Here is a 25,554-nt window from a genome sequence, read left to right on the forward strand (position 1 = left end):
GTCCTCGTGGGTCGCCCTCGCGTCAAGGCGTATCACTCGGTCAGGGGCGGCAGTGGGGTCAGCGGTACGGCTGACCTGCGAGGATCGTGCAGGTCGGTGTCGTGCTCACGCCAGCGTTGGCGCAGTGCGTCGGTGCCGCGGGCCCGGCGCCAGGCGGCCTCGGCGGGGGTCATGGGAACGAGGCGGAGGAACGGCTCGGGCCCCGGCTCGACGAGCACGGCGGTGAACGGGGAGCCCGGCCACAGCTCCTCGCCCAGTTCCATCGCCGCGCCGGGCGTCAGGGTCACGCCCTCGACCTGCGGCGAGGCCGCGACCACGGCCAGCGGGCGCAGCACCCCGTCCGTCGCGTCGGGTGCGGCCGTCGCGTCCGTCGCGGCCGTCGCGTCGGTCGCGTGCGTCGTGGCCCGGGTGTCCGGGGCGGCGGGGCCGGCGCGCAGGGTCAGCAGCAGCGAGGCGATGTCGCCCTGCCCGGGGGCGCCGGGGACGCCCAGCGTGGCGTAGTGCACCAGGCCGGCGGCCCGGTCGCGGAAGCGGCACACCTCGACGCGCTCGGCGCCGACGAACGTGACGGCGGCGCGGGCGTCCGGCTCGTCCAGGTCCAGCGCGGCGCGCAGCCGCTCCTCCGCGTCGGTCATCGCCGTGCCGCCCTGCTCGTCGTCGTGGGGTGTGTGGGTGCCGCGGGTTGCGTGGGTTCCGGGGAGCCCGTGTCTTCGGTGGTCCTCGTGGTCCTCGTGGTCCTCGGGGGAGGCGCGGGCGTCGCGCGCTCGCCGCGGACGACCAGGGCCAGGCCGGCGAGGATCAGCGCCATGCCGGCGTACGCCGCGGCCGGCGGGAACTGGCCGAGCCAGACGGCGGCGATGATCGCCGCCCCCGGCGTCTCCAGCAGCATCCCGAGCGAGGTGATCGACGGGCCGAGGCCGCGCACCACGCGGTTGAGCAGCGAGTGCCCGAGGAACTGCGCGAGCGCGGTGAGCGCCAGCAGCTTCAGCCAGGTCTCGCCCGTGTACCCGGCACCGTCGCCGAGGCCCGGCAGGCCGAGCCCGGAGCCGGCGAGGAGGCAGACCGGCAGCAGCAGCGCGGCGGTCGCGCCGTAGCAGACGGCGGTGTACGTCGTCGTGGAGAACGAGCGCCGCACCTCGGCGCCGAGCAGCACGTAGACCGCGCCGGCGACGCCGCCGCCCAGCGCCAGCGCGTCGCCCGCGAGAGCGCGGGCGGAGACCGTCAGGTCCACCCCGGTCAGGCAGAGCACGCCGCAGAACGCGACCAGCGAGCCGAGCCACGCCGAGGCGGGTGGACGGTGGCCCATCAGCCGCAGCAGCGCCGTGGTCCACAGCGGGGTGGTGGTGACGAGGGCGACGGACGAGGCCACCGACGTCATGTGCAGGCTCGGCAGCCACAGGCCGAAGTGCGCGGCGAGCGCGGCGCCGGCGGCGAGCGAGAGCAGCAGGGCGCGGCGGGAGGCGAGGAGACGGGCGAGCTCCGCGCGGACGCGGCGGCGCGCCGCCACGACGGGGGCGAGGCCGACGACGGCCAGCGCGTTGCGCCAGAAGGCGATGGCCAGGGCGGGCGCCGCCGTGGCCGCGATCAGGGGCCCGGAGGCCGACACGCCGACGACGCCGACCGCGAGCAACAGCGCGTCGAACCGGGCCGACGCGCCGCTCCCCGCGGTCCTTCCCGCCGTCTCCGCCACGGTCTCCCGTGCGCTCGGCGACCGGTGCGGGAGGCCGTCAGAGGGCGCCGAAGCCGACCCGCCGGTGGGCCTGCACGCCGATCTCCACATACGCCACCCTGTCGGCAGGGACGATGACCTTGCGCCCGCGCTCGTCGACCAGCGTCAGCAGCTTCCCGCTGCCGGAGAGCGCCTTGGCGACCTCGGCCTCCACCTCCTCGGCGGACTGCCCACTCTCGAGAACGATCTCGCGCGGTGTGTGCTGAACGCCGATCTTGATCTCCACAGCCGTATCCTCCGCTGGTCGGTAACTGACCACAGGCTAACCGGGTGCGCTGACGGCCCGTGCCGGCACGGGAACGCCCTGAGCGAACACCTCGGGGACCGGGCGCGTGGCGTGGGCGTCGCGCCGACGCCGTCGGGACCGTCCGCGCGGCCGTCAGTGCTGCTTCGGGAAGCCGGCGATGCCGCGCCACGCCAGGCCGGCGGTGAGGCTCGTCGCGACCGTCCGCGGCACCTCACGCCCCGAGCTGAGCCAGTACCTGGCCGTGATCTGGGCGACGCCACAGAGGCTGACCGCCAGCAGCATCGCCTGCTCCTCCGGCAGGTCGGCGTCCTCCACGATCAGTGGGCTGACCAGCTTGGCGCAGTCCAGCGCCACCTGGTCCACGCGCTCGCGCACGGCCGGCTCGTTGGTCAGGTCCGACTCGAAGACCAGGCGGAAGGCGCCGCCCTGGTTCTCCACGTACGTGAAGTACGCGTCCATGGTGGCGGCGATCCGCTGCTTGTTGTCGCTGGTGGAGGCGAGGGCCTGACTCACCGCGTTGACCAGGGCCGCGCACTGCTCGTCCAGCAGCGCGAGGTAGAGCTCCAGCTTGCCGGGAAAGTGCTGGTAGAGAACCGGCTTGCTGACCCCGGCCCGTTCGGCGATGTCGTCCATCGCCGCCGCGTGGTACCCCTGGGCGACGAACACCTCCTGCGCCGCGCCCAGCAGCTGGTTGCGTCGGGCCCGGCGCGGCAGGCGCGTGCCGCGGGGGCGGGCCTGGGTCTGCTCGGTGGCTGTCACGCCGCCTCCCGGTGGTGGTTGTCGATCCTCTTGGATGGCCATCGTACGTTCGGGAGATCCCCCGACGGTGCCGGTCGTGCGGCATTCCCTACCCAGAAACCGGTGGCCGGCCCGCGGCGCGGACACCACGGGCCGACCACACGGTCAGGGGACGGTCACCGGTACTCGTCGTCGCCGGGGTCGACCACCCGGGCCTGCTCGGCCGCGTCGGCCACGTCGCGATCGTCCCACGCCCGGTCCGTCAGCGGGGTGTCGCGGAGCGGGAGCAACTCCAGGCGCTGCTCCGCGGCGTCGGCCTCCGAGGCCTCCTCGGGAGCGGCGGGGCGTCGTGCGCCCGGCCGCGCGGTGTCAGGACCGCCGTCCTCGTCGTCGAGGTACTCGTCGTACGTCTCCGGCTCCGCCGGGTTCGGCTCCTGCGGCATCGCACCTCACCTCCGTTCGCCTGTGCCTGCGGGTGGGTGACACCAGCCTAGGAGGACGAGCACGCCGAGGCGAACCCGTCGTGTGACACCGGACACACGAATGGCACGCACACCCTCCACGGGACACGGAGTGACGGGCTCGTACTATTGCGCTATGTCGACGACCGGACCCACCGCCGAGCAGCGACGTGTCCACGCCGCGCTCGCGGCGGAGGAGGGCTGGCCCGGCATCCGGGAGGGCGAGACCCTGCGGACGGTCGCGCTCAGCGGCATGACCCTCGCCATCCGACGGCGCGCCACCGACCGTGACGGGCTGCCGCCCGCCCTGATGGTGCACGGCCTCGGCGGCTCCTCGCGGAACTGGTCGGCCCTGATGGAGCTGCTCTCCGGGGACGTGGAGTGCGAGGCGCTCGACCTGCCGGGCTTCGGCGCCTCGCCCCCGCCCGACAGCGGCGACTACTCCGTCTACGGGCACACCAGGGCCGTGATCCGCTGCCTGGAGTCGGGCGGGCGAGGGCCGGTCCACCTCTTCGGAAACTCGCTGGGCGGCGCCGTCGTCACCCGCGTCGCCGCGCTCAGGCCCGACCTGGTGCGCACCCTGACGCTGGTCTCTCCCGCCCTGCCGGAGCTGCGCGTCCAGCGCAGCGCCTGGCCGACGGCGCTGCTCGGGGCGCCGGGCATGGCCCGGCTGCTGCCCCGGATGCTGGGCGGCCTGCCCCCCGAGCGGCGGGCCCGCGACGTGCTGCGGCTGTGTTACGGGGATCCGGCGCGGATCACGCCCGAGGAGTTCTCCGCGGCCGTGGCCGAGTTGGAGCGGCGGCAGTCCCTGCCGTACTTCTGGGAGGCGATGAGCCGCACGGCACGTGGCATCGCCAACGCCTACACCCTGGGCGGGCAGCACTCGCTGTGGCGGCAGGCCGAGCGCGTGCTGGCGCCCACGCTGCTGGTCTACGGGGTGCGCGACCGGCTGGTGTCCTTCCGCGCGGCGCGGCGCGCGAGCAGGGCCTTCGGCGTGTCGCGGCTGGTGGTGCTGCCCGAGGCGGGGCACGTGGCGATGATGGAGTATCCGGGGGCGGTGGCGCAGGGCTTCAGGGAGTTGCTCGCCGACCTGCGCGACCCCCGAGCCATGAACGCGGAGCCGGTGCCCGAGGTGGAGACGGGGGCGGGTCCGGATGCGTGAAGGAGCGGGATAGCAGCATGAACGACCGCGACCGCGCCACCTCGGCCGCGACGAGCGAGGCGGCAGGACCGCGCCAGGAGTACATCGACGCCTTCGACGACACGCGCTACGGCCGCACGCCCGGGGAGGAGTCGGGGCGGGCGGCCACCTCGGGCGGCCGGAGGGCCACGGGCCGGCGCGCGGCGCGACGCGGCGGCGGCTCGGGCGGTGGCACGGGCGGCGGGGGACGCGGCGCGGGCGGCCCGGGACGGCGCGCTGGCTGGGGGCGGAGCCTGACGGGGGTGGCGGCGGCCGCGGTGGTGACCGTGCTGGCCCTCGTCACGGTGGGGCAGCTGACCGACCCCGACGAGGACGTCCCGGACTCGGGCGCGGCGGACGCCGCCGGCGCCGACGAGCTGACCGGTCCCACCCAGCCCGACGGCTCGGGTGAGGCGGGCGGCGTGGGTCCCGCCGATCCGGAGGGGCGGGAGCCCGGAGGGGGCGACGGGCGGACCTCCGAGCCCGAGCCCACGTTCGACGAGCTGATGGAGACCACCGTCCCGCTCGACCCCGACCTCACGGGCTCGGGGGAGCTGGTCCCGGTCGCCGGCAGCGACCCGGCGGCCGACCCGGACGCGGCCACCGTGGTGCGGTACCGGGTGGACGTCGAGGAGGGGCTCGGCATCGACCCGGAGTTCTTCGCCGACGCGGTCCACCGCATCCTGAGCGACGAGCGCGGCTGGGGGAACGACGGCGAGCGCAGCTTCGCCCGGGTCGCGGCCGGCACGTACGACTTCGTCGTCACGCTGGCGAGCCCGGGGACGACGGCCGACTGGTGTGACCGCTCGGGCCTGGACATCCGCGAGGACAACGTCTCCTGCAACTCCTCCAGCACCGAGCGCGTGATGATCAACGCCTGGCGCTGGGCGCAGGGTTCGGAGACCTACGGGGACGACATCCGCGGGTACCGGGAGATGCTGATCAACCACGAGGTCGGGCACCGCATCGGGTATCCGCACGCGCTCTGCCCGTCCGAGGGCGCGCTGGCGCCGGTGATGATGCAGCAGACGAAGTTCCTGACGACCGACGGGATCACCTGCGTCGCCAACCCCTGGCCACACCCCGACGCGGGTGACGGCGAGGGTGACGACGCGGGCGAGGACGGCTCCTAACGACCTGCCGCACGCGGACGTCACGTTCCCTCACACTTCTTCACCCCTTCCGGTGGTCTCAGGCATAACTCTGCGTCGAGGGTGCCGCATGTAGACATACCGTCTTTCCGCTGAAGTCCTTTGACGACTGACGGCCCTCGGGCCGTCCATCACGGAACAGGGGGTGCCCCGGTGCGCATGGCGTCGCTCACCCACAGTGGAGGCCCGTACGCAGAGGGCGAGGTTCTCCGTTGGGCATGCGGGGGCACGGTGCCCACGCGGAAGGGTGCGGAAGGACCGTTTCGCCACGGACCCTGCCAGACCGTCGGAAAGGGCCGGATGTCAGAGCAGTGCAAGCACCCAAGGAGGCTCGCCACCATGATCCCGCCGCTCCCCGGGCCGCCAGCCGGTCCGCCGCGCGCCTCGACCGGGTGCCCGGCGCACCCGGTCCGCATGGCCCGTCCGGTCCGCCCGGCCCGCCTGGTCCACCTCGCCAGGGGGGTCGAGCGATGAGGGTGCTGCTCCTGGGTGCGGCCGGGTATCTGGGCCGCTTCGTCGCCGACCGGCTGCTCGCCGACCCGGCCGTGCAGCTCACCGCGCTCGGCCGCGGCGACGACGCCGACGTCCGCTTCGACCTGTCCACCGGAAGTCCCGGGGCGCTGGCCCGCTTCCTCGACGCGGTGCATCCGGGCGTGGTGATCAACTGCGCGGGCGCGATCCGCGGCACGGCCAGCGAACTGGTCCGGCACAACACCGTGGCCACGGCCACCCTCTGCGAGTCGATGCGCCGCAGCCGATGTCGGGCCCGCCTGGTACACATCGGGTGCGCCGCCGAGTACGGGCCCTCGCCGCAGGGCAGTTGCGTCTCGGAGGACGCCATCGCCCGGCCCGGCGGCCCGTACGGCGTCAGCAAGCTCGCGGCCACCGAGCTCGTGCTGGGCTCGGGGCTCGACGCGATCGTGCTGCGGGTCTTCTCCCCGACGGGCCCCGCGACGCCGGCCGGTTCGCCGCTGGGGCGCCTGGCGGACGCGCTGCGGCGGGCGATACAGCACGAGGACGACGAGCTGAAGCTCGGCGGGCTCGCCGTGCAGCGTGACTTCGTGGACGTCAGGGACGTGGCGCGCGCCGTGCACGCGGCCACGTTGTCGGCGGCGCAGGGCGTGGTCAACATCGGCTCGGGCCACGCGGTGCGGCTGCGGGACGCGGCCCTCACGCTGGCGCGGATCTCCGGGTACGGCGGGACGTTGCTGGAGCTGGAGGGTCCGCCGCCGGGGGTACCTGTGCCGGTGCCGGCGCAGCAGGGGCCCGGGGGGTCCACGCACTCCTCGCCCTCGCACGCGGGTTCGTCGAGTCACCCCGAGCACGGGAGTCACGTTTCCCACTCCGGCCAGGCCGGCGCGGCGGGTCCGGCGGGCCACGCGGGTCACGTAGGTCACGTAGGTCACATGGGTAACGTCGGTCACACCGGACACGGTGGGCACGGCGGTCAGGCGGGACATCCCGGACACGCGGTGTCGGCGCCGATGCCCCCGTACCCGGACGGCTGCGGCGCCTGGCAACAGGCCGACGTGCGCACCGCCAGGGACCGGCTCGGCTGGCGGGCGCGCATCGGCCTGGAGGAGTCGCTGGCCGACATCTGGATGGAGGCGGCCTGCCGCATGTGAGCGCGGGGGCCCGCCACGTGGGACGGAGCCGTCTCGTGTCGCGGAATCCTCGTCTCGGAATGAGACCGGTCGTGGCAGTGTTAGGGAGAAAGCGGAACCGCAGACGCCTATACGTATTCGTTCACCCGATGACCTACGGAGTCACCCGTGTCGTTGCCACCCCTGGTCGAGCCGGCCGACGAGCTCACCGTTGACGAGGTTCGGAGGTACTCCCGCCACCTGATCATCCCGGACGTCGGGATGGACGGGCAGAAGCGGCTGAAGAACGCCAAGGTGCTGTGTGTCGGCGCGGGCGGCCTGGGATCGCCCGCGCTGATGTACCTGGCGGCCGCCGGGGTGGGCACCCTCGGCATCGTGGAGTTCGACGAGGTGGACGAGTCGAACCTGCAGCGGCAGATCATCCACAGCCAGGCCGACATCGGGAAGTCCAAGGCCCTCTCGGCGAAGGAGACCGTGCAGGGCATCAACCCGTACGTCCAGGTCAACCTCCACGAGGAGCGGCTGGACTCCACCAACGTCCTGGAGATGTTCGCGCAGTACGACCTGATCGTCGACGGCACGGACAACTTCGCCACCCGCTACCTGGTCAACGACGCCTGCGTGCTGCTGAACAAGCCGTACGTGTGGGGCTCGATCTACCGATTCGACGGCCAGGCCTCGGTCTTCTGGTCCGAGCACGGCCCGTGCTACCGCTGCCTCTACCCCGAGCCGCCGCCTCCCGGCATGGTGCCCTCCTGCGCGGAGGGAGGCGTGCTGGGCGTGCTCTGCGCGTCGATCGGCTCCATCCAGGTCACCGAGGCGATCAAGGTCCTCACCGGCACCGGCGACCCGCTCGTCGGCCGGCTGATGATCTACGACGCCCTGGAGATGAACTACCGGCAGGTCAAGGTCCGCAAGGACCCGAACTGCGCGGTCTGCGGCGAGAACCCCACCGTCACCGAGCTGATCGACTACGAGGCCTTCTGCGGCGTCGTCTCCGACGAGGCGCAGGCGGCGGCGAAGGACGCGACGATCACGCCGAAGCAGCTCAAGGAGTGGATCGACGGCGACGAGAAGATCGACATCATCGACGTCCGCGAGCCCAACGAGTACGAGATCGTCTCCATCCCGGGCGCGCGGCTGATCCCGAAGAACGAGTTCCTGATGGGGAACGCGCTCGGCGACCTGCCGCAGGACAAGCGGATCGTCCTGCACTGCAAGACGGGTGTCCGCTCCGCGGAGGTCCTCGCGGTGCTGAAGAACGCGGGCTTCGCCGACGCCGTGCACGTCGGCGGCGGCGTGATCGGCTGGGTCAACCAGATCGAGCCCGAGAAGCCCGTCTACTGACCGCCCGTCGGGCGCGGTCCGTCGTGTGCCGTCCGTTGACCTCTGCCCGTTGACCGCCGCCCGCTGACCGTCCGCGCCGCGGACCGTGCCCTCCGCCGGTCCGCGGCGCGCGGCGTGTGGCGCGTCGGTCCACGGGTGGCCGGTGCGGACGGCCCTCAGGGGCAGACCGTGCCGTCGCGCGGCAGCGTCCCCGACAGCAGGTGCGCGTTGACGGCGTCGGTCACGCACGCGTCGCCGCCGCCGTACGCGCCGTGCCCCTCGCCCTCGTACGTCAGCAGCACGCCGACGTCCTCGCCGAGCGCCTCGCGCATCCGCTCCGCGCCGACGTAGGGCGTCGCCGGGTCTCCCGTGGTGCCCAGCAGCAGGATCGGCTGGGCGCCGGTGGCCTCGACCTCCGGCTGGTCCCGCTCGCCGGTCACCGGCCAGTCGAGGCAGGACAGCAGCGACCACACCAGCTGCGGGCCGAAGACGGGGGAGACCCGTTCGAACTCGGCCTCGTGCGCGCGGACGGTGGCCAGGGTCGGGCGGGAGGAGAAGTCGGCGCAGTTGATCGCGCGGTTGGCGGAGTGGAGGTTGCTGTAACGGCCCTGCTCGTCGCGGCCGTTGTAGCTCTCGGCGGCGGCCAGCAGCAGGTCGCCACGGCCGGTGTCGCGGAGTTCGGCGAGCGCGGCGGTCAGGTACGGCCAGGAGTCCTCCGAGTACAGCAGCGTCAACAGCGCGCCGACCGCGAGGCCCTGGGTCAGCTCCCGGCTGGTGTCCGTCCGCGCGGGGCGCTGGCGGAGGTCGGCCAGCAGCTCGTTGATCACCTGGTACGCGTGGGGCCCCGCGCCCCGCTCGCCCGTGGGGCAGGCGGGCTCGGTGGCGGCGCAGTCGTCGAGGTAGTTGTCCAGCGCGAGGTCGAAGCCCTCGGCCTGGAGCAGGGCGCGCTGCACGACGTCGCGCGTCGGGTCGACCACGGCGTCGAAGACGGCGCGGCCGACGCGTTCGGGGAAGTGGTGGGCGTAGACCCCGCCGAGCTTCGTGCCGTAGGAGACGCCGAAGTAGTTCAGGTGCTTCTCACCGAGCGCCTGCCGCAGCAGGTCCAGGTCGCGGGCGGCGTTCTCGGTGGTCACGTGCGGGAGCACCTCCCCCGCGTTCTCCTCGCAGGCGTCCGCGTAGGCGCGGCCCTCCGCCACCAGCTCGCGCACCTCGGCCTCGGTCCGGGGCGCGCCGTCGTCCTCCTGCCCGAGCCGGTCGATCTCCGCGCCCGTCAGGCAGACCACGGGGGAACTCGCCCCGACGCCGCGCGGGTCGAAGCTGACGAGGTCGTAGCCGCCCTCGTGGAGGGCGCGGTACTGCTCGCTGGCGCGCGGCAGCGTCGCCACGCCGGAGCCGCCGGGGCCGCCGAAGTTGAACACCAGCGAGCCGAGGCCCTCCCGGCCCTCGGGCGCTGGCGCGCGGATCAGCGCGATCTCGATCGTGTCGCCCTCGGGTTCGGCGTAGTCCAACGGGACGGTGAGCGTGGCGCACTCCCACGCCGTGCCGTCGGGCAGCGGCTCGGGCGCCTCGCCGCCGCCCTGGCGGACGGTGGGGGCACCGCACTCTCCCCAGCTGAGGGTCTGGTCGCGGAACTCGCCGGGCACGGGGGGCGGCTCCTCCGCCTCGCCCGCGGGGGCCGGCTCGTTGGGGCGCTGCACCCCGTCGATCGGCTCGCGGTCCTCCGGGGCTCCGCCGTTGGTGCAGCCGGCGGCGCCGGCGGTGAGAAGGAGCGCCAGAGTCCCGGCCAGGGCGACCGTGCGCGTGCGACCCGTCGTCATGATCCCCCTCGCCGCCGGGCAACGTCCTGCCCGGCAGGCTACCGGCCGCCCCGCTCGCCGGGCCACACGCGGTGGGGAGGCACGGTCCCGGGGGTGCTGGTGGTCCCGTGGGCCTCAGTCGTCGCAGACCTTGCCGTCCCGCGGCACGTGGCCGTCCACGAGGTAGGCGTCGATCGTGTCGCGGACGCAGGCGTTGCCGCCGGTGTAGGCGCCGTGGCCCTCGCCCTCGTAGGTGAGCACGACGCCGACGTCGTCGCCGAGCGCCTCCCGCATGCGGCGGGTGCCCGCGTACGGGGTCGCCGGGTCACCCGTGGTGCCCACCAGCAGGATCGGCGGCGCGCCGTCGGCCGCGACCGGCGGCTGGCGGTCGGTGCCCCTCACCGGCCAGTACGCGCAGTTGAGCATGCCCCACGCGAGCGACTCGCCGAAGACGGGCGAGGCCGCGCGGAAGGAGTCCAGCGCGGCGCGGACGTCGGCGACGTCGTAGCGCTGGCGGGAGTCGGCGCAGCTGATGGCCGTGAGCGAGGACTGGAGGGTGGTGTAGGTGCCGTCGGGGTTGCGGCCGTTGAGCGCGTCGCCGAGGGCCAGCAGCACGGTGCCGTCGGGGTCCTGGCCCTCGGCGGGGAGCGCGTCGTCGAGCCCCTGGGTGAGGAAGCTCCAGAAGTCCTGCGAGTACAGGGCCTGGGCGATGCCGCTGACGGCGAGCGAGCGGGTCAGGCGGCGGCCGTCGGGGTCTCGGGTGGGCATCGGGTCCTCGCGCAGGTCGTCGAGGAGGTCGTTCAGGCGCTGGTTGGCCTGCTTCTCCGTGTCGCCCAGCGGGCAGCCCGCGCCCCCGCCCGCGTTCCCGTCCCCGGTGTCGTCGTCCGCCGCGCACGCCTCGACGTAGGCGGCGAGGGCCTGTTGGAAGCCGGCGGCCTGGCCGCGGGCGGACTCCTCGGGGGTGAGCGTCGGGTCGACGACGGCGTCGAGGACGGCGCGGCCGACGCGTTGGGGGAAGAGGTGGGCGTAGACCCCGCCGAGCTGGGTGCCGTAGGAGACACCGAAGTAGTGAAGCTCGTCGTCGCCGAGGACGTGGCGCAACAGGTCCATGTCGCGGGCGGTGTTGGCGGTGGTCAGGTGCGGCAGCAGCGCGCCGGCGCGGTCGGAGCAGGCGTCGGCGAAGCCCTGGAGGCGGTCGGTGAGCTTCGCGCGTTCCGCGCTGGTGGCGGGGACGGGGTCGGCGGCGAAGTACGCGTCGAGCTCGCGGTCGTCGAGGCAGACCACGCCCTGGCTGGCGCCGACGCCGCGCGGGTCGAAGCTGACCAGGTCGTAGTGCTCGTGCAGCTCCTCGTAGTCGCCCGCGAACGCCGGGAGCGCGGCGACGCCGGAGCCGCCGGGGCCGCCGAAGTTGAAGAGGAGGGAGCCGACGCGCTCCTCGCCGCGCTCGCGGGCGGGGGCGCGGATGAGGGCGATCTCGATCGTGTCGCCCCGGGGGTCGGCGTAGTCGAGGGGGACGGTCAGGCGCGCGCACTCCCAGGGGGTTCCGCCGTCGTCCCGGTCCGCGCTGCCGTTGCCGTTTCCGTCGCCGTTTGCGCTGCCGTCGTTGTCGTCGCCGTCGTCGGGGAGGGGCTCGGGGGAGGTCTCGTCGTCGCCCTGCCTCGAGTCGAGGACGTGGCAGGCGGACCAGTCCAGCGACTGCCCGGTGAGGGCGTCCGGCAGGTCCTGGGTGTCCACGGCGTCGGCGTCGGCGGAGTCGGCCGTCGCGACGGGCTCCGCGGGACCGGCGATGCCGCCCGCACCCGCCGTGCGGAGGCGTCCGCCGCCGTCTCCCCCCGCGTCACCCGAGCAGGCGGCGCCGGAGGCCAGCAGCGCGAGGGCGGCCAGCGAGGCGGGAAGGACCAGAACGGGGCGCGGTATTCGCGCGAGGGTCGTGGCCGTCGTCATGCGCCAAGCCTGGGTGGGCGGGCCGGGGACCCGCACGTGCTGGACCCCATCCGGGTGACGGCACGCGGCCCGGCGTCCCCTCGACGACAGCCCTCAACGACGCAGCGGCGACAGCCACCGGCCCCGGAGCGCGAGGAGCACGGCCGCGGCGATCCCGAGCAGCAGCAGCGACACGGCCGTGGCGCCGGCAGGGTCCTCCTGGAGCAGCAGGTAGACCCGGAGCGGCAGCGTCTGCGTCGTGCCGGGAAGGTTGCCCGCGAAGGTGACGGTGGCGCCGAACTCGCCGAGCGCCCGCGCCCAGCACAGCGCCGCCCCGGCGGCGAGCGCCGGCATCGTCATCGGGAGCGTGACCAGGCGCAGCGTGCGCAACGGGCCGGCGCCCATCGTGGCGGCGGCCTCCTCGAAGTGCGGGTCGAGACCGGTGAGCGCGCCCTCCAGGCTGATGACGAGGAACGGCATGGAGACGAAGACGGCCGCCACCACCGCCCCCGTCGTGGTGAACGGCAGCGTGACGCCGAGCGACTCCAACGGCCCGCCGAGGAGGCCGCGCCGGCCGAACCCCTGGAGCAGTGCCACGCCCGCCACCGTGGGGGGCAGCACCATCGGCAGGATCACCAGGCAGCGCACGAGCGTCCTGCCGGGGAAGTCGGTGCGGGCCAGCAGCCACGCCAGCGGCACGCCCAGCAGCAGCGACACCAGCAGCGCCCAGCCGGAGACCAGCAGCGACAGGCGCAGCGCCTCCGTGACGGCGGGGGCGGTGAGCCGTTCGCCCAGGTCCGCCCACGGGGCGCCCGCCACCACGCCGAGGAGGGGCACGGCGAGGAACGCCACGCCCAGCAGGGCGGGCAGGGCGAGCGTCAGCGGCGGGCGGCGGGTGTGGGAGCGCGGCTGGGCGCGGTCACGAGGGCGGGACGGAGGGCGGGCGCCGTCGGGCACGCGGGCGCCGAGACGGCGGGCGCCGAGACGGGTGCGGAGACGGCGGGCGCCGTCGGCGCCCGGGGGGACGCGGGGCGGCGCGGAGGGGGGCGTCACGGCGCGACGAACCCGGCGTCGCGCAGCAGCGACCGCGCCTGCCCGCCGGTCAGCCACTCGACGAACGCCCGCGCCTGCTCGGGGTGGGCGGAGGAGGCGAGGGAGGCGGCGGGGTACGTGGCGGTGACCTCCCCGGCCCTGGGGATCGGCACGGTCTCCACGGCGTCCCCGGCCACGGTCGCGTCCGTGACGTAGACGATGCCCGCGTCGGCCTCGCCCAGCTGGACCTTGCTCAGCACCGCGCGGACGGTGGGCTCCTCCGAGACGGGGGAGACGTCGACGCCGCGCGCGTCGAGGAGTTGGGCGGCGTAGCCGCCGGCGGGCACCTCGGGGGCCGCCAGCACCACCCGCAGGCCCGGATCGGCCAGGTCGGACAGCTCGGAGACCCCGCCCGGGTTGCCGGCCGGGGTGACGATCGTGAGCTCGTTGCGGGCGATGACCACGGGCGCCCGGTCCGTCTCGGCGGCGACGCTCTCCATGGTCTCGGTGTCGGCCGTCACCAGCACGTCGGCGGGTACGCCCTGCCGGACCTGGGAGGCCAGCTCCTGGGAGCCCGCGAAGGACAGGCTCAGCCGCACGCCGGGATGCCCGCTCTCGTAGGCGGACCCGACCTCCTCGAAGACGTCGGTGAGGGAGGAGGCCGCCAGCACGGTCAGCGTCACGCCGCCGCCGCCGTCGTCGTCGCCGCTGGCGTCGCCGCACGCGGTGAGGGTGGCCAGCAGCGCCGCGAGGACCGCGAGCAGGCCCCAGACGGCGGACGGCGTGGCGGGCGGGTGGGCCGCCCGGAGGCGCACGGCGTGGCGCGGCTGCCGCACGGGCACGGGCCTCATGGCCGGTCGTCCCCCGTCACGCGGTCGACGTGCACGTTCGTGGCCTTCACCCGGGCGACGGCCTCCACGCCGACGGCCAGGCCGAGCTCCTCCACCGCCTCACGGGTGAGCAGCGACACCAGCCGGTGCGGCCCGGCCTGGACCTCCACCTGGGCGGCGACGGTGCCGAGCGTGACCGCCGTGACGATGCCGGGGAAGGCGTTGCGGACCGAGGTGCGCGGCGCCTCCTCGGGCTCGGCCGACTCGTCGGCCGCGAGCGCCACCGCGAAGGCGGCGAGGTCGGTGCCCTCTATCCGCCGCCTGCCCGCGTCGTCCCGCCGCGTGGGAAGGCGGTCGGCGTCCGCCCACCGGCGGACCGTGTCGGGGCTGACGCCGAGCAGCCGGGCGGCCCGACCGATGCTGTAGGACGGCATGTGCGGCACGATACGGTGGATCGGCTCGCATCCACAAGGAGACACCGCTGATCGGGCTCGCGTCTGCGGCCGGGGAGATCCGCGCCGTCGGCCTCCCCGGACGGGACAGCTAGATCTGCTCCTTCCGCGTGAGCTGGGTGAACGCCAGCCAGCCGGGGATCACCGGCAGCCAGAACGTCATCAGCCGGAAGAGCAGCACCGCCGGCAGCGCCACGCTGTTGGGCACGCCGAACAGGAGCAGCCCGCCGCCGAGGGTGGTCTCCACCGCGCCGACGCCACCGGGTGTCGGCGCCGCGGAGCCGAGCGCGTTGCCCGCGAGGTAGACGACGGCGATGGTGGCGTAGTCCATCTCGTACCCGAAGGCGCGGAGGGAGGCGTCCAGGCACATCACGAACGCCAACGTCATCAGCAGCATTCCGCCGATGCCGCTGATCAGCTTCTTCGGCTGCTGCACCACGTCCAGCATGCGCGGCACCACGCCGGCGAACAGGCTCCGCACCCGCTCGGAGAGGTACTTCCGCAGCGGCGGCACCGCGGTGACCACCAGCAGCGCCACGGCCAGCGTCAGCAGGCCGGCGACGACGGCGCGGGAGGGGGAGACGTTGGGCGCCTGCCCGGCCCCCGTGATGTAGCCGAAGACCAGCAGCAGTACGACGTGGGCGCCGAGGCCGAAGAGCTGGGAGGCGCCGACGCTGGCGGCGGCGTGGCCGGGGCGCAGGCCCTGGCGCTGGAGGTAGCGCGTGTTCAGGGCCACGCCGCCGACGGCGGCCGGGGCCACCAGCTTCACGAACGAGGCCGCGACCTGCGCCATCACCGTGCGCAGGTACCCCACCTTCTCCGGCACGAAGCCGAGCAGGCTGAGCGCCGCCGCGAAGTACGTCAGCGCCGAGAAGACGGCGGCGATGATCACCCAGACCCAGTTCGCCTGCTCCAGCACCTCGCCGGGCCTGGCGTCGACGAGCTGGGTGATCAGGAAGTACGCGGCGAAGACCGCGGCGACGATGCTGACCAGCGTCCGTGGTCTGATCCGCTCGATGCGGGCGGGCTCGACGGGCGCCTGTGGCCGGATCCGCAGGACCTCCTGCCGGATCTCGGCGAGCAGGTCCGGCTCCCTGGCCTTCTCCAGGGCCGCCTCCATCACCTGCTTCTCCGCCTGCTTGGCGGCCCGCAGGGTCTTGCGGTCGGCGTTCTCCGGCAGGCTGCCACGGGCCTCCCGGTACGCGCGGGTGGCGTCGAGCACGGCCTGGCGCTCGCGGCCCGCGCGTTCCCGCGCCAGCTGACGCAGCGTGGCACGGGTGTCCCTGCTGAGGGCGATGGGCTGGAGCAACGGCAGGCTCGCGGCGACGGCGTCGGGGCCGAGCACGGTCACCGCCGTGGCCACCGCCCGCCGCGCGCCGACCCGGAGGCCGAACGTGGTCAGCAGCTGTGCCACGTCCATCCGCAGGCTCAGGTCGCCGGCCGCGATCTCGCCGCCGCGCAGGTTCGTCAGATAGACCCCGTCGCCCTCGGTGACCAGCAGGGAGCGGCCGTCGAGCCGGCGGTGCGCGACGCGCCGGGACTGCAACGCCACCACCTCGCGCCACGCCCGCTCCATCAGCCGGTCGGTGATCTCCTCGCCCGCCAGCGCGTCGAGCTCCTGCCCCGCGACGTGCTCGTAGACCAGCATCACGGCGTCCGGTCCCAGCTCCGTGGTGGCGATGAGGCGGGGAACGGTGGCCCCGGCGGCCTGGGCCGCGTAGACCATCAGGGCCTCCTGCTCCAGCACCTGGCGGAGCGAGGGGAGGCTGCGGCGTTGGGTGATGCCGCGGATCGCCAGGCGGCGCCAGGCACGGTAGAAGTACCCGTGGGCCTGCTGCTCGCGGTCCACGACGATGACGTCCAGCGGCGGTCCCGACTCCAGCCACACCAGGTAACGGCGGCTGGGAGCGGCGCGGTCGGTGCTCTCGGCGGGGGCGGCGCCCCCGCGCTTCCCGGGGGATGTGCGTTCGGGCGGTGAGACCCGCTCGTCGGCCGCCCCGGCGGCGGGTGGCTCGTCGCGCGCCTCGGCGGGCTCGCCGTCGGGCGCCTCCCCGGCGGGCGGCTCGCCGGCCGGTGCCGGCCCCTGGCGGGGCCCCCGGCCCCCCTCCGTCGGCCCCTCCGCGCGCAGCACGCGGACCGGGGCGAAGCCCACCTCGCGCAGCCCGGCGAGGAGCTGGAGACCGGTGGGGCGGACGTTCGGCGTGCCCACCGCGTACAGCGTGGCGTAGGCGACGGTCCAGCCGATGAGCACCGTGACCGCGATGGAGAACGGCGTGGTGTACCCGGCCACCAGCTGCGCAGTGCCGTCGAGCACCAGCACCGTGAGGATCGCCAGCCGCCAGCGCGGCCGGTGGGCCATCGCCACGGCCGTGACGTACGCGATGACGGGCGCGAGGTACCCGCTGGTCGGTTCGGTCAGCTCGCCACCGGCGCCGGGGGCGTCGCGGGTCAGCGCGTTGTACACCGACTCGGGGGAGAAGCGGGTGACCCACAGGCCGAAGCTGAGCGAGACGCCGTGCGCCAGCACCGCGGCCAGCACGCCGTCGGCGATCCGCAGGCCGTCCCGCTTCACGAGGCGGTCGATGGCGTACGCCACGGGGACGATGAGGACGGCGACGCTGGAGGCGAAGCCCGCGAAGTTGATCAGCAGGGAGGGGGCCCGCTCGGCGCCCTCGCCGACGTCCCGCTCGATGCCCTCCGTGGTGCCCACGGCGAACGTGGCCAGCGCCAGCACGATGCCGATGCCGAGCAGGCCGAGCAGCACGCGCATGAGGTCGGAGGGTCGGTGGACCCGGGCAGCCACCAGGGGCTCGTCCACCTCGACGTACCCGCTCGGGGTCGGCTCACGGGCCGGCTCACCCGCCGAGCCCGGCTCACCGGCCGAGCCCGGCTCACCGGCCGAGCCCGGCTCACCCGCGGAGTCCGGCTCACCCGCCGGGTCCGGCTCGGCCGCCGGGTCCGGCTCCCTGGACGGCGTCCCGTCTCGTTCCGCGCGCGCCGAGACGTCCGGCCGCCGCCGAGGTGCTCCCTCGGCCGACTCGACCGGCCGCCGCGCCCGCTCTTCCTCGCCCCGTATCACTGGTCCCGTCCCCGGGATTCTCCTCGGTGTGCTCCCCTTCGGGGAGCGCCCGCATCCTCGTCGCCCCCGCTGGGACGATAGTGACACGAGGGACGGACAGACGTTCCGCGACCCGGCGTCCCACCCCGCCACTGTCGGTGGCGTGCGGCACCATGGTCGCCATGACCCCGCCCGTTCACCAGCTGTCCGACTACGCCGACCGCGTCCTCGCCGCCGCCGAGCGGATACCCCCCGGCCGCGTCATGACGTACGGCGACGTCGCCCGACAGCTCGGGGAGGGTGGCCCGCGCCAGGTCGGCCGGGTGATGGCGGTCTACGGCGGTGCCGTGCCGTGGTGGCGCGTGGTCCGCTCCGACGGCCGGCTGCTGCCGGGCCACGAGCGCCGCGCGCTGGAGCGTTACCGCACCGAGGGCACGCCGCTGCGCGAGCCGGGCGGCGGCGGGGACGGCCTGCCGCGGCTGGACATGCGGCGAGCGCGCTGGCGTCAGGAGGACCAGTTCGGCCAGGACGGCCACGACGGTGAGGTCCCCGAGGAGCCGCCCGGCGACGCGCGCTGACGCGTCGGAGCGAGCCGCGCCGTCCGCGCGGACCGCGCGGACCGGGGGGATCACGCGGACCGGGGCGATCACGCGTGCGAAACGCTGCGCCTCGTGGGTCGACTGGCGTAGCGTCGGCTCCACCACTCCGCCGCCCGGTCGTGTCGCCGGGCGCACCGCCCGCCAGGATCTGCGATACACGTGACTCTCTCCGTCCCGTCCCGTCCGCCCGCCGGTCGACCTGGTCCGTCAGGCCAGCCGGATCAGGAGGCAGCCCCGGGAGCGTACCGACTGGTGCGCACGCCGGTCGCTGACACGTGCGTCCCTGCTGTGGACGCGCACCAGCGCGTCGTGGTTGACCACCCCGGCGGCCCGCTGCTGGTCCTGGCGGGGCCCGGCACGGGCAAGACCACCACGTTGGTCGCCGCCGTCGCCGAGCGCGTGGCCCGTGGCACCGACCCCGAGCGGCTGCTCGTGCTCACCTTCAGCCGCAAGGCCGCGGCCGAGCTGCGGGACCGGATGACGGCCCGCCTCGGCGCGAACACCCCGTGGGCCACGACGTTCCACTCCTTCGCCTACGCGCTGACCCGCGCGCACCAGGACCGCGAGTTGTTCGCGGAGCCGCTGCGGCTGCTGACGGGGCCCGAGCAGGACCTGTACGTCCGCGAACTGCTCGCCGGCCACGCCGAGCTGGAGCGCGAGGGCCACGCGCCCTGGCCGTGGCCCGCCGAGCTGCGGGCCTGCCTGACCACGCGCGGCTTCGCCGACGAGCTGCGGGCGGTGATCGCCCGCAGCCGCGAACTGGGCCTCACCCCCGGCACCCTCGCCGACTTCGCCCGCCGCACCGGGCGCGGGGACTGGGAGGCCGCGGCCCACTTCCTCGCCGAGTACCTCGACGTCACGCAGGCGCAGGGCGTGCTGGACTACACCGAGCTGGTGCGCGGCGCGGCCGGGCTCGCCCGCCGCCCCGACGTCGCCGCCTCGCTGCGCGAGCGCTACGACGCGGTCTTCGTCGACGAGTACCAGGACACCGACCCCGCGCAGGTCGCGCTCCTCACCGCGCTGGCGGGCGGCGGCCGTGACCTCGTGGCCTTCGGCGACCCCGACCAGTCGATCTACGCCTTCCGCGGCGCGGACGTCGGCGGCATCCTCGGCTTCCGCGAGACCTTCCGCACCGCCGCCGGCGAGCCCGCCCCGGTCGCCGTCCTCACCACCAACCGCCGCAGCGGCCCGGGGCCGCTGGCCGCGACGCGGCTGCTGACCCAGCGGATGCCACTCCACCGGCTGCCCGCCGAGGCGGTCCGCCGCCACCGGGCGCTGACCGCCGCCAGGACGGAGCGGGGCCGCGTCGAGGTGTTCACCTACGCCACGCCGGGCGCGGAGCTCGACAACATCGCCGACCTGCTGCGCCGCGCCCACCTGGAGGACGGGCTGCCGTGGGGCGAGATGGCGGTGCTCGTGCGTGCCGGCGTCCGTTCGCTGCCCGGCGTGCGCCGCGCGCTCACCGCGGCGGGGGTGCCCCTGGAGGTGGACGGCGACGACCTGCCGCTGCGCCACGAGCCGGCCGTCGCGCCGCTGCTGGCGGCGCTGCGCGCCGTCGCCGACCCGGCCCCGGCCACGGCCGGTGCCGGGGCCGGGGCCGACGAGCCTGGCGGCCCCGACGGACCTGGCGGAACCGACGGCCGAGGAGGCCCAGCGGCCTCGGGCGGACCCGGGGCACCCCCCGACACCGGCACGCCGGCCGCCTCACCCGGGGCCCCCGGGCCGACGGACCCCGGACCGGCGGACCCCGACGAGGAGGCGGCGCGCGCACCGTTCGCGCTGGACCCCGCCACCGCCGTCAGCCTGCTGACCTCCCCCCTCGGCGGCATGGACGCCGCCGAGCTGCGCCGCCTCGGCCGCGCCCTGCGCAACGAGGAGCGCGCCGCCGGCGTCGCCGTCCCGCGCCCCTCGGACGAGCTCGTCGCCCGCGCCCTCGCCGAGCCCGAACGCCTCGTCACCCACGACCCGTCCTACGCCGCTCCCGCCGAGCGCCTCGGCCTGCTGCTGCGCAAGACCCGCGAGCTGCTCGCCGGCGGCGGCAGTGCCGAGGAGGCGCTGTGGCTGCTGTGGGACGGCACCTCCTGGCCCAGCCGGCTGGAGCGCGCCGCCCGCCGTGGCGGCGCGGCCGGCCGCAACGCCGACCGCGACCTCGACGCCGTCTGCGCCCTGTTCGCCACGGCCGCCCGTGCGGAGGAGCGCACCGGGGGCCGTGGCGCGCGCAACTTCCTCGCCGAGCTCGCCGCCCACGACATCGCCGCCGACACGATCACCGCGCGCGCCGTCCGCCCCGACGCGGTCCGCCTCATGACGGCGCACCGCGCCAAGGGCCTGGAGTGGTCGCTGGTGGTGGTCGCCGGCGTGCAGGAGGGCCTCTGGCCCGACCTGCGCCGCCGCGGCTCGCTGCTGGAGGCCGACCGCATCGGGCGCGACGGCCTGGCCGAGCCGATGAGCCCGGCCGCGTTGCTCTCCGAGGAACGGCGGCTGTTCTACGTCGCCGCGACCCGCGCCCGCGACCGGCTCGTCGTCACGGCGGTGCGCGGCGGCGACGACGGCGACCAGCCCTCCCGCTTCCTCGGCGAACTGGGCGTCGAGCCGGTCGAGGTGAGTGGCCGCCCCCGCCGGCCGCTGGCCGTCGCCGCGCTCGTGGCGGAGCTGCGCGCCACCACCGTCGACCCCGCCGCCTCGCCCGCGCTGCGCCGCGCCGCCGCCGAGCGGCTGGCCCGCCTCGCCGCGCTCCGCGACGACGACGGCCACGCCCTGGTGCCCGCCGCCCACCCCCAGCGCTGGTGGGGGCTGCGGGAGCAGACCCGCTCGCCGGAGCCGCTGCGCGACCCCGAGCAGCCGGTCGCGCTCTCGGGCAGCGCCGTCGGCCAGCTCGCGAACACCTGCTCCCTCCAGTGGTTCCTGGGCCGTGAGGCGCACGCCGAGGCGCCCGCCAGCGCCGCGCAGGGTTTCGGCAACGTGCTGCACGTCCTCGCCGACGAGGTCGCCTCCGGCACCACTCCCGCGGACCTGTCCGTGTTGATGGAGCGCCTTGAGACGGTGTGGAACGCCCTGGCCTTCGAGGCGCCCTGGCAGTCCCGTGGCGAGCAGGCCCAGGCGCGCGCCGCGCTGGAGCGTTTCCTCAGCTGGCACGTGCTCCAGCGGGAGGGCGGCTACGAGACGGCCGCGAGCGAGCAGGCGTTCGACGTGACGCTGCCGGCGGGCGAGTACCAGGTGCGCATCCGGGGCGTGATGGACCGCGTCGAACGCGACCCCCAGGGCCGGGTCTACGTCGTGGACTTCAAGACCGGCCGGACCCGCGTCAGCAAGGACGAGGTGGCACGCCACCCGCAGCTGGCGGTCTACCAGCTCGCGTTGCGGCAGGAGGAGACGGAGCCGGGCGGCGCCGCCCTCGTGCACCTGCGGCAGGGCGCGGCGCAGCGCGACGGCGGCGACGCGAAGCCGGCCGTCCAGAAGCAGGAGCCGTTGACCGGCGAGAACGGCGACTGGATCGCGACGCTGCTGGCCACGGCCGCGGGGCGGGTGCTGGACGAACGCTTCACCGCCTCGACGGGCAAGCACTGCGGCTCCTGCACCTTCCACACCGCGTGCAGCGGGCGGTCCGAAGGCCGTCAGCTCGTGGAGTGACCGCGTGCGCGGGGTGACCCGGCGCACGGTGTCCCGGCGGTCAGCGCACGTCCCACCCCGCGCGCTGACCTCGTCCCGTGACGTCGCTCGGTGACCTCGTCCCGTGACCTCGTCCCGTGACCTCGTCCCGTGACCTCGTCCCGTGACGTGGCCCCGCGACATCGTCCGGAAAACCCGCTCTCCCGTGGGCGCGGGCCCGGCGACAATCACGCACGCGGGGCGCAGCGCGCCCGCCACGTCCCCACTCCCCTCCGAGAGGAGCCCGTCGTGCGACCACTCCGCGCCACCCTGCGTTCCCTCCTCGTCACGTCCCTGGCCGCCGCCCCGCTCGTCGCCGTTCTCCTCACCGCGCCCCCGACGGCCTCGGCCGCCGAGGCCCGCCCCGAACCGTTCGTCGTCGGCGGCGCGCCCGTCGACGACGCCCCCTGGGCGGCGGCGGTCCTCACCGACTCCGGCCTGACCGTCGACTGTTCCGGGGCCCTCGTCGCCGCCTCGTTCGTGCTGACCTCCGCGGACTGCGCGCCCGGCTCGACGGCCTGGGTGCGGGTCGGCAGCGTCACCCACGCCCAGGGCGGGACCACCGCCAGGGTCGTCGAGACCTTCCGCACGAGGGAGCTGGCCCTGCTGCGGCTCGACGTCGCCATCGCCACCGGCCACGCGCCGCTCGCCTCCCAGGAGCCACCGCTCGGCTCGACCCACGACGTCTTCGGCTGGGGAGAGTCCTGTGGCGGCTGCGGGCCGTCTCCCCGGATGAGGACGGCGAGCGTGCGGTTCGAGGGCCACACGGTCGACGAGGACGGCGTCGTGGGGCTGTTGAGCCGCGGCCTCGACGGGTACGCCACGCCCGGCGACGAGGGCGGTCCGCAGTTCTACGAGGGCCGGATCGTCGGGGTGGTGACCGACGTGGGCGTCCTGTCCGGCCACCACAGCGCCGCGAACGTCGCCCGCAGCCGCGGCTGGATCCTCGCCGTGGCGGGCGTCTGACCCGGCCCGTCCGGTGCCGCGGCCCGCCTTCGCCGGCCCGTGCAACCCGCGCGGCCCGTGCGGGCCCGTGCGGCGGGCGCCCGCGCCCGTTGACAGACCCCGCCGCTAGTCTCCCTGGGGTGTCCGCCCGACTCAGCCGCCCCGAGGAGCTCGTCGAACTCCTCGGCATCCCCTTCACCCCGGAGCAGATGGCGTGCATCACCGCGCCCCTCGCGCCCCAGGCGATCGTCGCCGGGGCGGGTTCGGGCAAGACCACGGTGATGGCCGCGCGCGTCGTCTGGCTCACCGGCACCGGGCAGCTGCCTCCGGAGAAGGTCCTCGGCCTCACGTTCACCAACAAGGCCGCCGCCGAGCTCTCCGAACGGGTCCGCGCCGCGCTCACCAAGGCGGGCATCGGCACCGACGCCGCCGAGGACGGCACCCGGGCAGAGGGCGAAGCGGGCGACGGCGAGCCGCAGATCTCCACGTACCACGCCTTCGCCGGCCGCCTGATCAGCGAGCACGGCCTGCGCCTCGGGATCGAGCCGTCCTCACGCCTGCTCGCCGACGCCGGCCGCTTCCAGCTCGCCGCCGAGGTGCTGCGCGCCGCCCCCGCCGACTTCGAGCCGCCCACCAACGCCAGCGGCGACGCCGCCAGCTTCTCCACCCTCGTCACCGACCTCATCGCCCTCGACGGCGAGCTGAACGAGCACCTCGTCACGCCCGCGGAGCTGCGCGCCTTCGACCAGCGGCTGCTGGCCGAGCTCGCCGCCGCCCGCCTCAGCAACGCGGAGCTGCGCCGCGTCCCCCAGGCGGCCAGCGGGCGCGGTCGGCTCCTCGCGCTCGTCGAGGAGTACCGCTCCCGCAAACGCGCCCGGGACCTGCTGGACTTCGGGGACCAGATCGCGCAGGCCGCCCGGCTCGCCCGGGACGTTCCCGAGGTCGGCCGGGTGCTGCGCGAGCAGTTCGCGGTGGTGCTGCTCGACGAGTACCAGGACACGTCCGTCGCGCAGCGGATCCTCCTCGCCGGCCTCTTCGGCGGTGGCACGGGGCACCCCGTCACCGCCGTCGGCGACCCCTGCCAGGCGATCTACGGGTGGCGCGGCGCCTCCGTGGCCAACCTCGACGACTTCCCCGAGCACTTCCCGCACCGCGACGGCACGCCGGCCGCGCGCTTCAGCCTCAGCGAGAACCGCCGCAGCGGGGGCCGGCTCCTCGCCCTGGCGAACGGCCTCGCCGCCCCGCTGCGCGAACGCCACCCGGCGGTGCGCCCGTTGCGCCCCGCCGAGGGCGCCGAGCGCGACGGCCTGGTGCGCTGCGCGCTGCTGCGCACCCACGCGGAGGAGATGGGCTGGCTCGCCGACACGTTGGCGCACCTGGTCGCCACGGGCACCCCGCCGGGGGAGATCGCCGTGCTGTGCCGCACGGCCGGGGACTTCGCCACGATCCAGCGGGAGCTCGTCGCCCGCGACGTGCCGGTGGAGGTCGTGGGCCTGACCGGGCTGCTGCACATGCCGGAGGTCGCCGACCTCGTGGCCGTCTGCCAGGTGCTGGCCGACCCGACGGCCAACGCGCCGCTCGTGCGGCTGCTGACCGGCCCCCGCTGGCGCATCGGGCCTCGCGACCTGGCGTTGTTGGGGCGCCGGGCCCGCCTGCTGGTCCGCAGGCCCGAGGCCGACGAGCGCGACGCGGCCGCGCGGCTGGCCGCCGCCGTGGAGGGCACCGACCCCGCCGAGGTCACCTCCCTCGCCGACGCCCTCGACACCTTCGTCGACCGGGGCGGTCCGGACGGCCGGGGCGGTTCGGACGGCCGGGGTGGCCACGACGGCCGTGGTGGCCAGGACGGCCGGGGGGACGGCGGCCGGGGCGGCGGTCAGGAGCCGGACGACGGGCTGCCGTTCTCCGCCGAGGCCCGCATCCGTTTCGCCCACCTCGCCGCCGAGATCCGCGAGCTGCGGCGCTCCCTGGGCGATCCGCTGATGGACGTGCTCCACCGGGTGCTCGCCGTCACCGGCCTGGAGGTGGAGCTGTCCGCCTCGCCGCAGGCCCTGGCGGCGCGGCGGCGCGAGACGCTCGGCGCGTTCCTCGACATCGCGGCGGGCTTCGCCGCCGGCCAGGGTGGCACGGGCGGCACCGTCGACGGCGAGGCCACGCTGCCGGCGTTCCTCGCCTTCCTCCGCGCCGCGGAGCAGTACGACCAGGGGCTCGACGGCTCCCTGCCCGCCGGGGAGAACGCGGTGCAGCTCCTCACCGCGCACCGGGCCAAGGGCCTTGAGTGGGACGTGGTCGCCCTGCCGGGTCTCTATCCCGGCCAGAGCGGCTTCCCGGCGACCCCCCGGCGCGAGTCCTGGCTGAGGAGCTCGCGGGCCCTGCCGCAGCCGCTGCGCGGCGACGCGGCCACCTGGCCGGAGCCGCCCGAGTGGACGTCCGCCTCGCACCGCGCGTACGCCGCCGAGGTCACCGAGCAGCTGCGGCTGGAGGAGCTGCGGCTGGGGTACGTGGCGGTCACGCGTGCCCGTTCCCTGCTCCTGGGCTCCGCGCACTGGTGGGGGCCCAGCCAGAGGAAGCCGCGCGGCCCCTCGGAGTACCTGGTGGCGTTGCGCCGGCACTGCGAGGAGGACCCCGCCCACGGCGAGGTCGAGGCGTGGGCCGAGCAGCCGGCGGAGGACGAGGAGAACCCGGCGCTGACCGGGCCCGAGCAGGACCGGGTCTGGCCGCTGCCGTTGGACCCCGGGGCCCTGGCCCGCCGACGCGAGGCCGCCGACCAGGTGTTGGCGCTCATCCGGGCCGACGCGACACCGGGAGTCGCGGCAGGGGGTGGCGCGCGGGGAGGGG

Annotated in this window: 19 protein-coding genes; 8 read left to right on the top strand and 11 right to left on the bottom strand. The window is 75.4% G+C overall.

What is annotated here, in order from left to right; genetic code table 11:
• Window positions 1-32: 32 nt before the first annotated feature.
• From ACTWP5_RS19230 to ACTWP5_RS19250, 5 genes are all read right to left on the bottom strand, one after another.
• Window positions 33-635: a suppressor of fused domain protein gene (locus ACTWP5_RS19230; protein ID WP_443222244.1), complete on the bottom strand. Its 603-nt coding sequence runs from the start codon at window positions 633-635 to the stop codon at window positions 33-35.
• Window positions 632-1,690, bottom strand: a complete 1,059-nt coding sequence (locus ACTWP5_RS19235) for a DMT family transporter (RefSeq protein WP_443222245.1) — start codon at window positions 1,688-1,690, stop codon at window positions 632-634. The genes ACTWP5_RS19230 and ACTWP5_RS19235 overlap by 4 nt, the downstream gene beginning before the upstream one ends.
• A gap of 37 nt (window positions 1,691-1,727) precedes the next feature.
• Window positions 1,728-1,955 carry a DUF3107 domain-containing protein gene (locus ACTWP5_RS19240; protein ID WP_443222246.1) on the bottom strand — a complete coding sequence of 76 codons (228 nt, stop codon included), beginning with the start codon at window positions 1,953-1,955 and terminating at the stop codon, window positions 1,728-1,730.
• Window positions 1,956-2,108: 153 nt separating this feature from the next.
• Window positions 2,109-2,735: a TetR/AcrR family transcriptional regulator gene (locus ACTWP5_RS19245; protein WP_443222247.1), complete on the bottom strand. Its 627-nt coding sequence runs from the start codon at window positions 2,733-2,735 to the stop codon at window positions 2,109-2,111.
• Window positions 2,736-2,890: 155 nt separating this feature from the next.
• A complete protein-coding gene (locus tag ACTWP5_RS19250; protein WP_443222248.1) occupies window positions 2,891-3,157 on the bottom strand; it encodes a hypothetical protein in 267 nt (88 codons plus the stop codon).
• Window positions 3,158-3,311: 154 nt separating this feature from the next.
• Here ACTWP5_RS19250 and ACTWP5_RS19255 point away from each other — a divergent pair, with 154 nt between their 5' ends.
• From ACTWP5_RS19255 to moeZ, 4 genes are all read left to right on the top strand, one after another.
• Complete coding sequence (locus ACTWP5_RS19255; protein WP_443222249.1) at window positions 3,312-4,337, top strand: alpha/beta fold hydrolase; 1,026 nt, start codon at window positions 3,312-3,314, stop codon at window positions 4,335-4,337.
• Between the two features lie 17 nt (window positions 4,338-4,354).
• Window positions 4,355-5,488 (top strand): DUF3152 domain-containing protein, encoded by a 1,134-nt coding sequence (locus tag ACTWP5_RS19260; RefSeq protein WP_443222250.1) that lies wholly within the window; start codon window positions 4,355-4,357, stop codon window positions 5,486-5,488.
• A gap of 488 nt (window positions 5,489-5,976) precedes the next feature.
• The gene (locus tag ACTWP5_RS19265; protein ID WP_443222251.1) at window positions 5,977-7,131 is read left to right on the top strand and encodes an NAD-dependent epimerase/dehydratase family protein; all 1,155 of its coding nucleotides are present in this window, start codon (window positions 5,977-5,979) and stop codon (window positions 7,129-7,131) included.
• Window positions 7,132-7,278: 147 nt separating this feature from the next.
• Window positions 7,279-8,457 (top strand): adenylyltransferase/sulfurtransferase MoeZ, encoded by a 1,179-nt coding sequence (moeZ, locus tag ACTWP5_RS19270; protein WP_443222252.1) that lies wholly within the window; start codon window positions 7,279-7,281, stop codon window positions 8,455-8,457.
• Window positions 8,458-8,612: 155 nt separating this feature from the next.
• Here moeZ and ACTWP5_RS19275 read toward each other — a convergent pair whose 3' ends face one another.
• From ACTWP5_RS19275 to ACTWP5_RS19300, 6 genes are all read right to left on the bottom strand, one after another.
• Window positions 8,613-10,253 (bottom strand): alpha/beta hydrolase, encoded by a 1,641-nt coding sequence (locus tag ACTWP5_RS19275; protein WP_443222253.1) that lies wholly within the window; start codon window positions 10,251-10,253, stop codon window positions 8,613-8,615.
• A 114-nt stretch (window positions 10,254-10,367) separates the two neighbouring features.
• Window positions 10,368-12,176: an alpha/beta hydrolase gene (locus ACTWP5_RS19280; protein ID WP_443222254.1), complete on the bottom strand. Its 1,809-nt coding sequence runs from the start codon at window positions 12,174-12,176 to the stop codon at window positions 10,368-10,370.
• 93 nt (window positions 12,177-12,269) lie between these two features.
• Window positions 12,270-13,208, bottom strand: a complete 939-nt coding sequence (locus tag ACTWP5_RS19285; protein WP_443222255.1) for an ABC transporter permease — start codon at window positions 13,206-13,208, stop codon at window positions 12,270-12,272.
• Window positions 13,205-14,038: a molybdate ABC transporter substrate-binding protein gene (gene modA, locus ACTWP5_RS19290; RefSeq protein ID WP_443222256.1), complete on the bottom strand. Its 834-nt coding sequence runs from the start codon at window positions 14,036-14,038 to the stop codon at window positions 13,205-13,207. Before modA ends, ACTWP5_RS19285 begins: the two co-directional genes overlap by 4 nt.
• Window positions 14,035-14,451, bottom strand: coding sequence for a TOBE domain-containing protein (locus ACTWP5_RS19295; RefSeq protein WP_443222257.1), 417 nt, complete (start codon window positions 14,449-14,451; stop codon window positions 14,035-14,037). The genes modA and ACTWP5_RS19295 overlap by 4 nt, the downstream gene beginning before the upstream one ends.
• A gap of 109 nt (window positions 14,452-14,560) precedes the next feature.
• Complete coding sequence (locus ACTWP5_RS19300) at window positions 14,561-17,239, bottom strand: flippase-like domain-containing protein (protein ID WP_443222266.1); 2,679 nt, start codon at window positions 17,237-17,239, stop codon at window positions 14,561-14,563.
• A 470-nt stretch (window positions 17,240-17,709) separates the two neighbouring features.
• On the opposite strand from ACTWP5_RS19300, the gene ACTWP5_RS19305 reads away from it, so the two are divergent.
• The 4 genes from ACTWP5_RS19305 to ACTWP5_RS19320 form a co-directional block, all read left to right on the top strand.
• Window positions 17,710-18,105 carry an MGMT family protein gene (locus tag ACTWP5_RS19305; protein ID WP_443222258.1) on the top strand — a complete coding sequence of 132 codons (396 nt, stop codon included), beginning with the start codon at window positions 17,710-17,712 and terminating at the stop codon, window positions 18,103-18,105.
• A 273-nt stretch (window positions 18,106-18,378) separates the two neighbouring features.
• Window positions 18,379-21,756 carry an ATP-dependent helicase gene (locus ACTWP5_RS19310; protein WP_443222259.1) on the top strand — a complete coding sequence of 1,126 codons (3,378 nt, stop codon included), beginning with the start codon at window positions 18,379-18,381 and terminating at the stop codon, window positions 21,754-21,756.
• Window positions 21,757-22,023: 267 nt separating this feature from the next.
• Window positions 22,024-22,740, top strand: coding sequence for a trypsin-like serine protease (locus ACTWP5_RS19315; RefSeq protein WP_443222260.1), 717 nt, complete (start codon window positions 22,024-22,026; stop codon window positions 22,738-22,740).
• Between the two features lie 119 nt (window positions 22,741-22,859).
• Window positions 22,860-25,554, top strand: a 2,695-nt coding sequence (locus ACTWP5_RS19320) for an ATP-dependent helicase (protein WP_443222261.1), incomplete at its 3' end; no start/stop codon positions are given.

The sequence above is a fragment of the Streptomyces sp. 4N509B genome (genome assembly GCF_052245655.1).
GTDB lineage: Bacteria > Actinomycetota > Actinomycetes > Streptomycetales > Streptomycetaceae > Streptomyces.

What these genes read in the sequence shown, in the direction of transcription:
- ACTWP5_RS19230 (WP_443222244.1), bottom strand. Translation starts at nt 635, where the DNA reads ATGACCGACGCGGAGGAGCGGCTGCGCGCCGCGCTGGACCTGGACGAG.
- ACTWP5_RS19250 (WP_443222248.1), bottom strand. Translation starts at nt 3,157, where the DNA reads ATGCCGCAGGAGCCGAACCCGGCGGAGCCGGAGACGTACGACGAGTAC.
- ACTWP5_RS19255 (WP_443222249.1), top strand. Translation starts at nt 3,312, where the DNA reads ATGTCGACGACCGGACCCACCGCCGAGCAGCGACGTGTCCACGCCGCG.
- ACTWP5_RS19260 (WP_443222250.1), top strand. Translation starts at nt 4,355, where the DNA reads ATGAACGACCGCGACCGCGCCACCTCGGCCGCGACGAGCGAGGCGGCA.
- ACTWP5_RS19265 (WP_443222251.1), top strand. Translation starts at nt 5,977, where the DNA reads ATGAGGGTGCTGCTCCTGGGTGCGGCCGGGTATCTGGGCCGCTTCGTC.
- ACTWP5_RS19275 (WP_443222253.1), bottom strand. Translation starts at nt 10,253, where the DNA reads ATGACGACGGGTCGCACGCGCACGGTCGCCCTGGCCGGGACTCTGGCG.
- ACTWP5_RS19280 (WP_443222254.1), bottom strand. Translation starts at nt 12,176, where the DNA reads ATGACGACGGCCACGACCCTCGCGCGAATACCGCGCCCCGTTCTGGTC.
- modA (WP_443222256.1), bottom strand. Translation starts at nt 14,038, where the DNA reads ATGAGGCCCGTGCCCGTGCGGCAGCCGCGCCACGCCGTGCGCCTCCGG.
- ACTWP5_RS19295 (WP_443222257.1), bottom strand. Translation starts at nt 14,451, where the DNA reads ATGCCGTCCTACAGCATCGGTCGGGCCGCCCGGCTGCTCGGCGTCAGC.
- ACTWP5_RS19300 (WP_443222266.1), bottom strand. Translation starts at nt 17,239, where the DNA reads ATGCGCGTGCTGCTCGGCCTGCTCGGCATCGGCATCGTGCTGGCGCTG.
- ACTWP5_RS19305 (WP_443222258.1), top strand. Translation starts at nt 17,710, where the DNA reads ATGACCCCGCCCGTTCACCAGCTGTCCGACTACGCCGACCGCGTCCTC.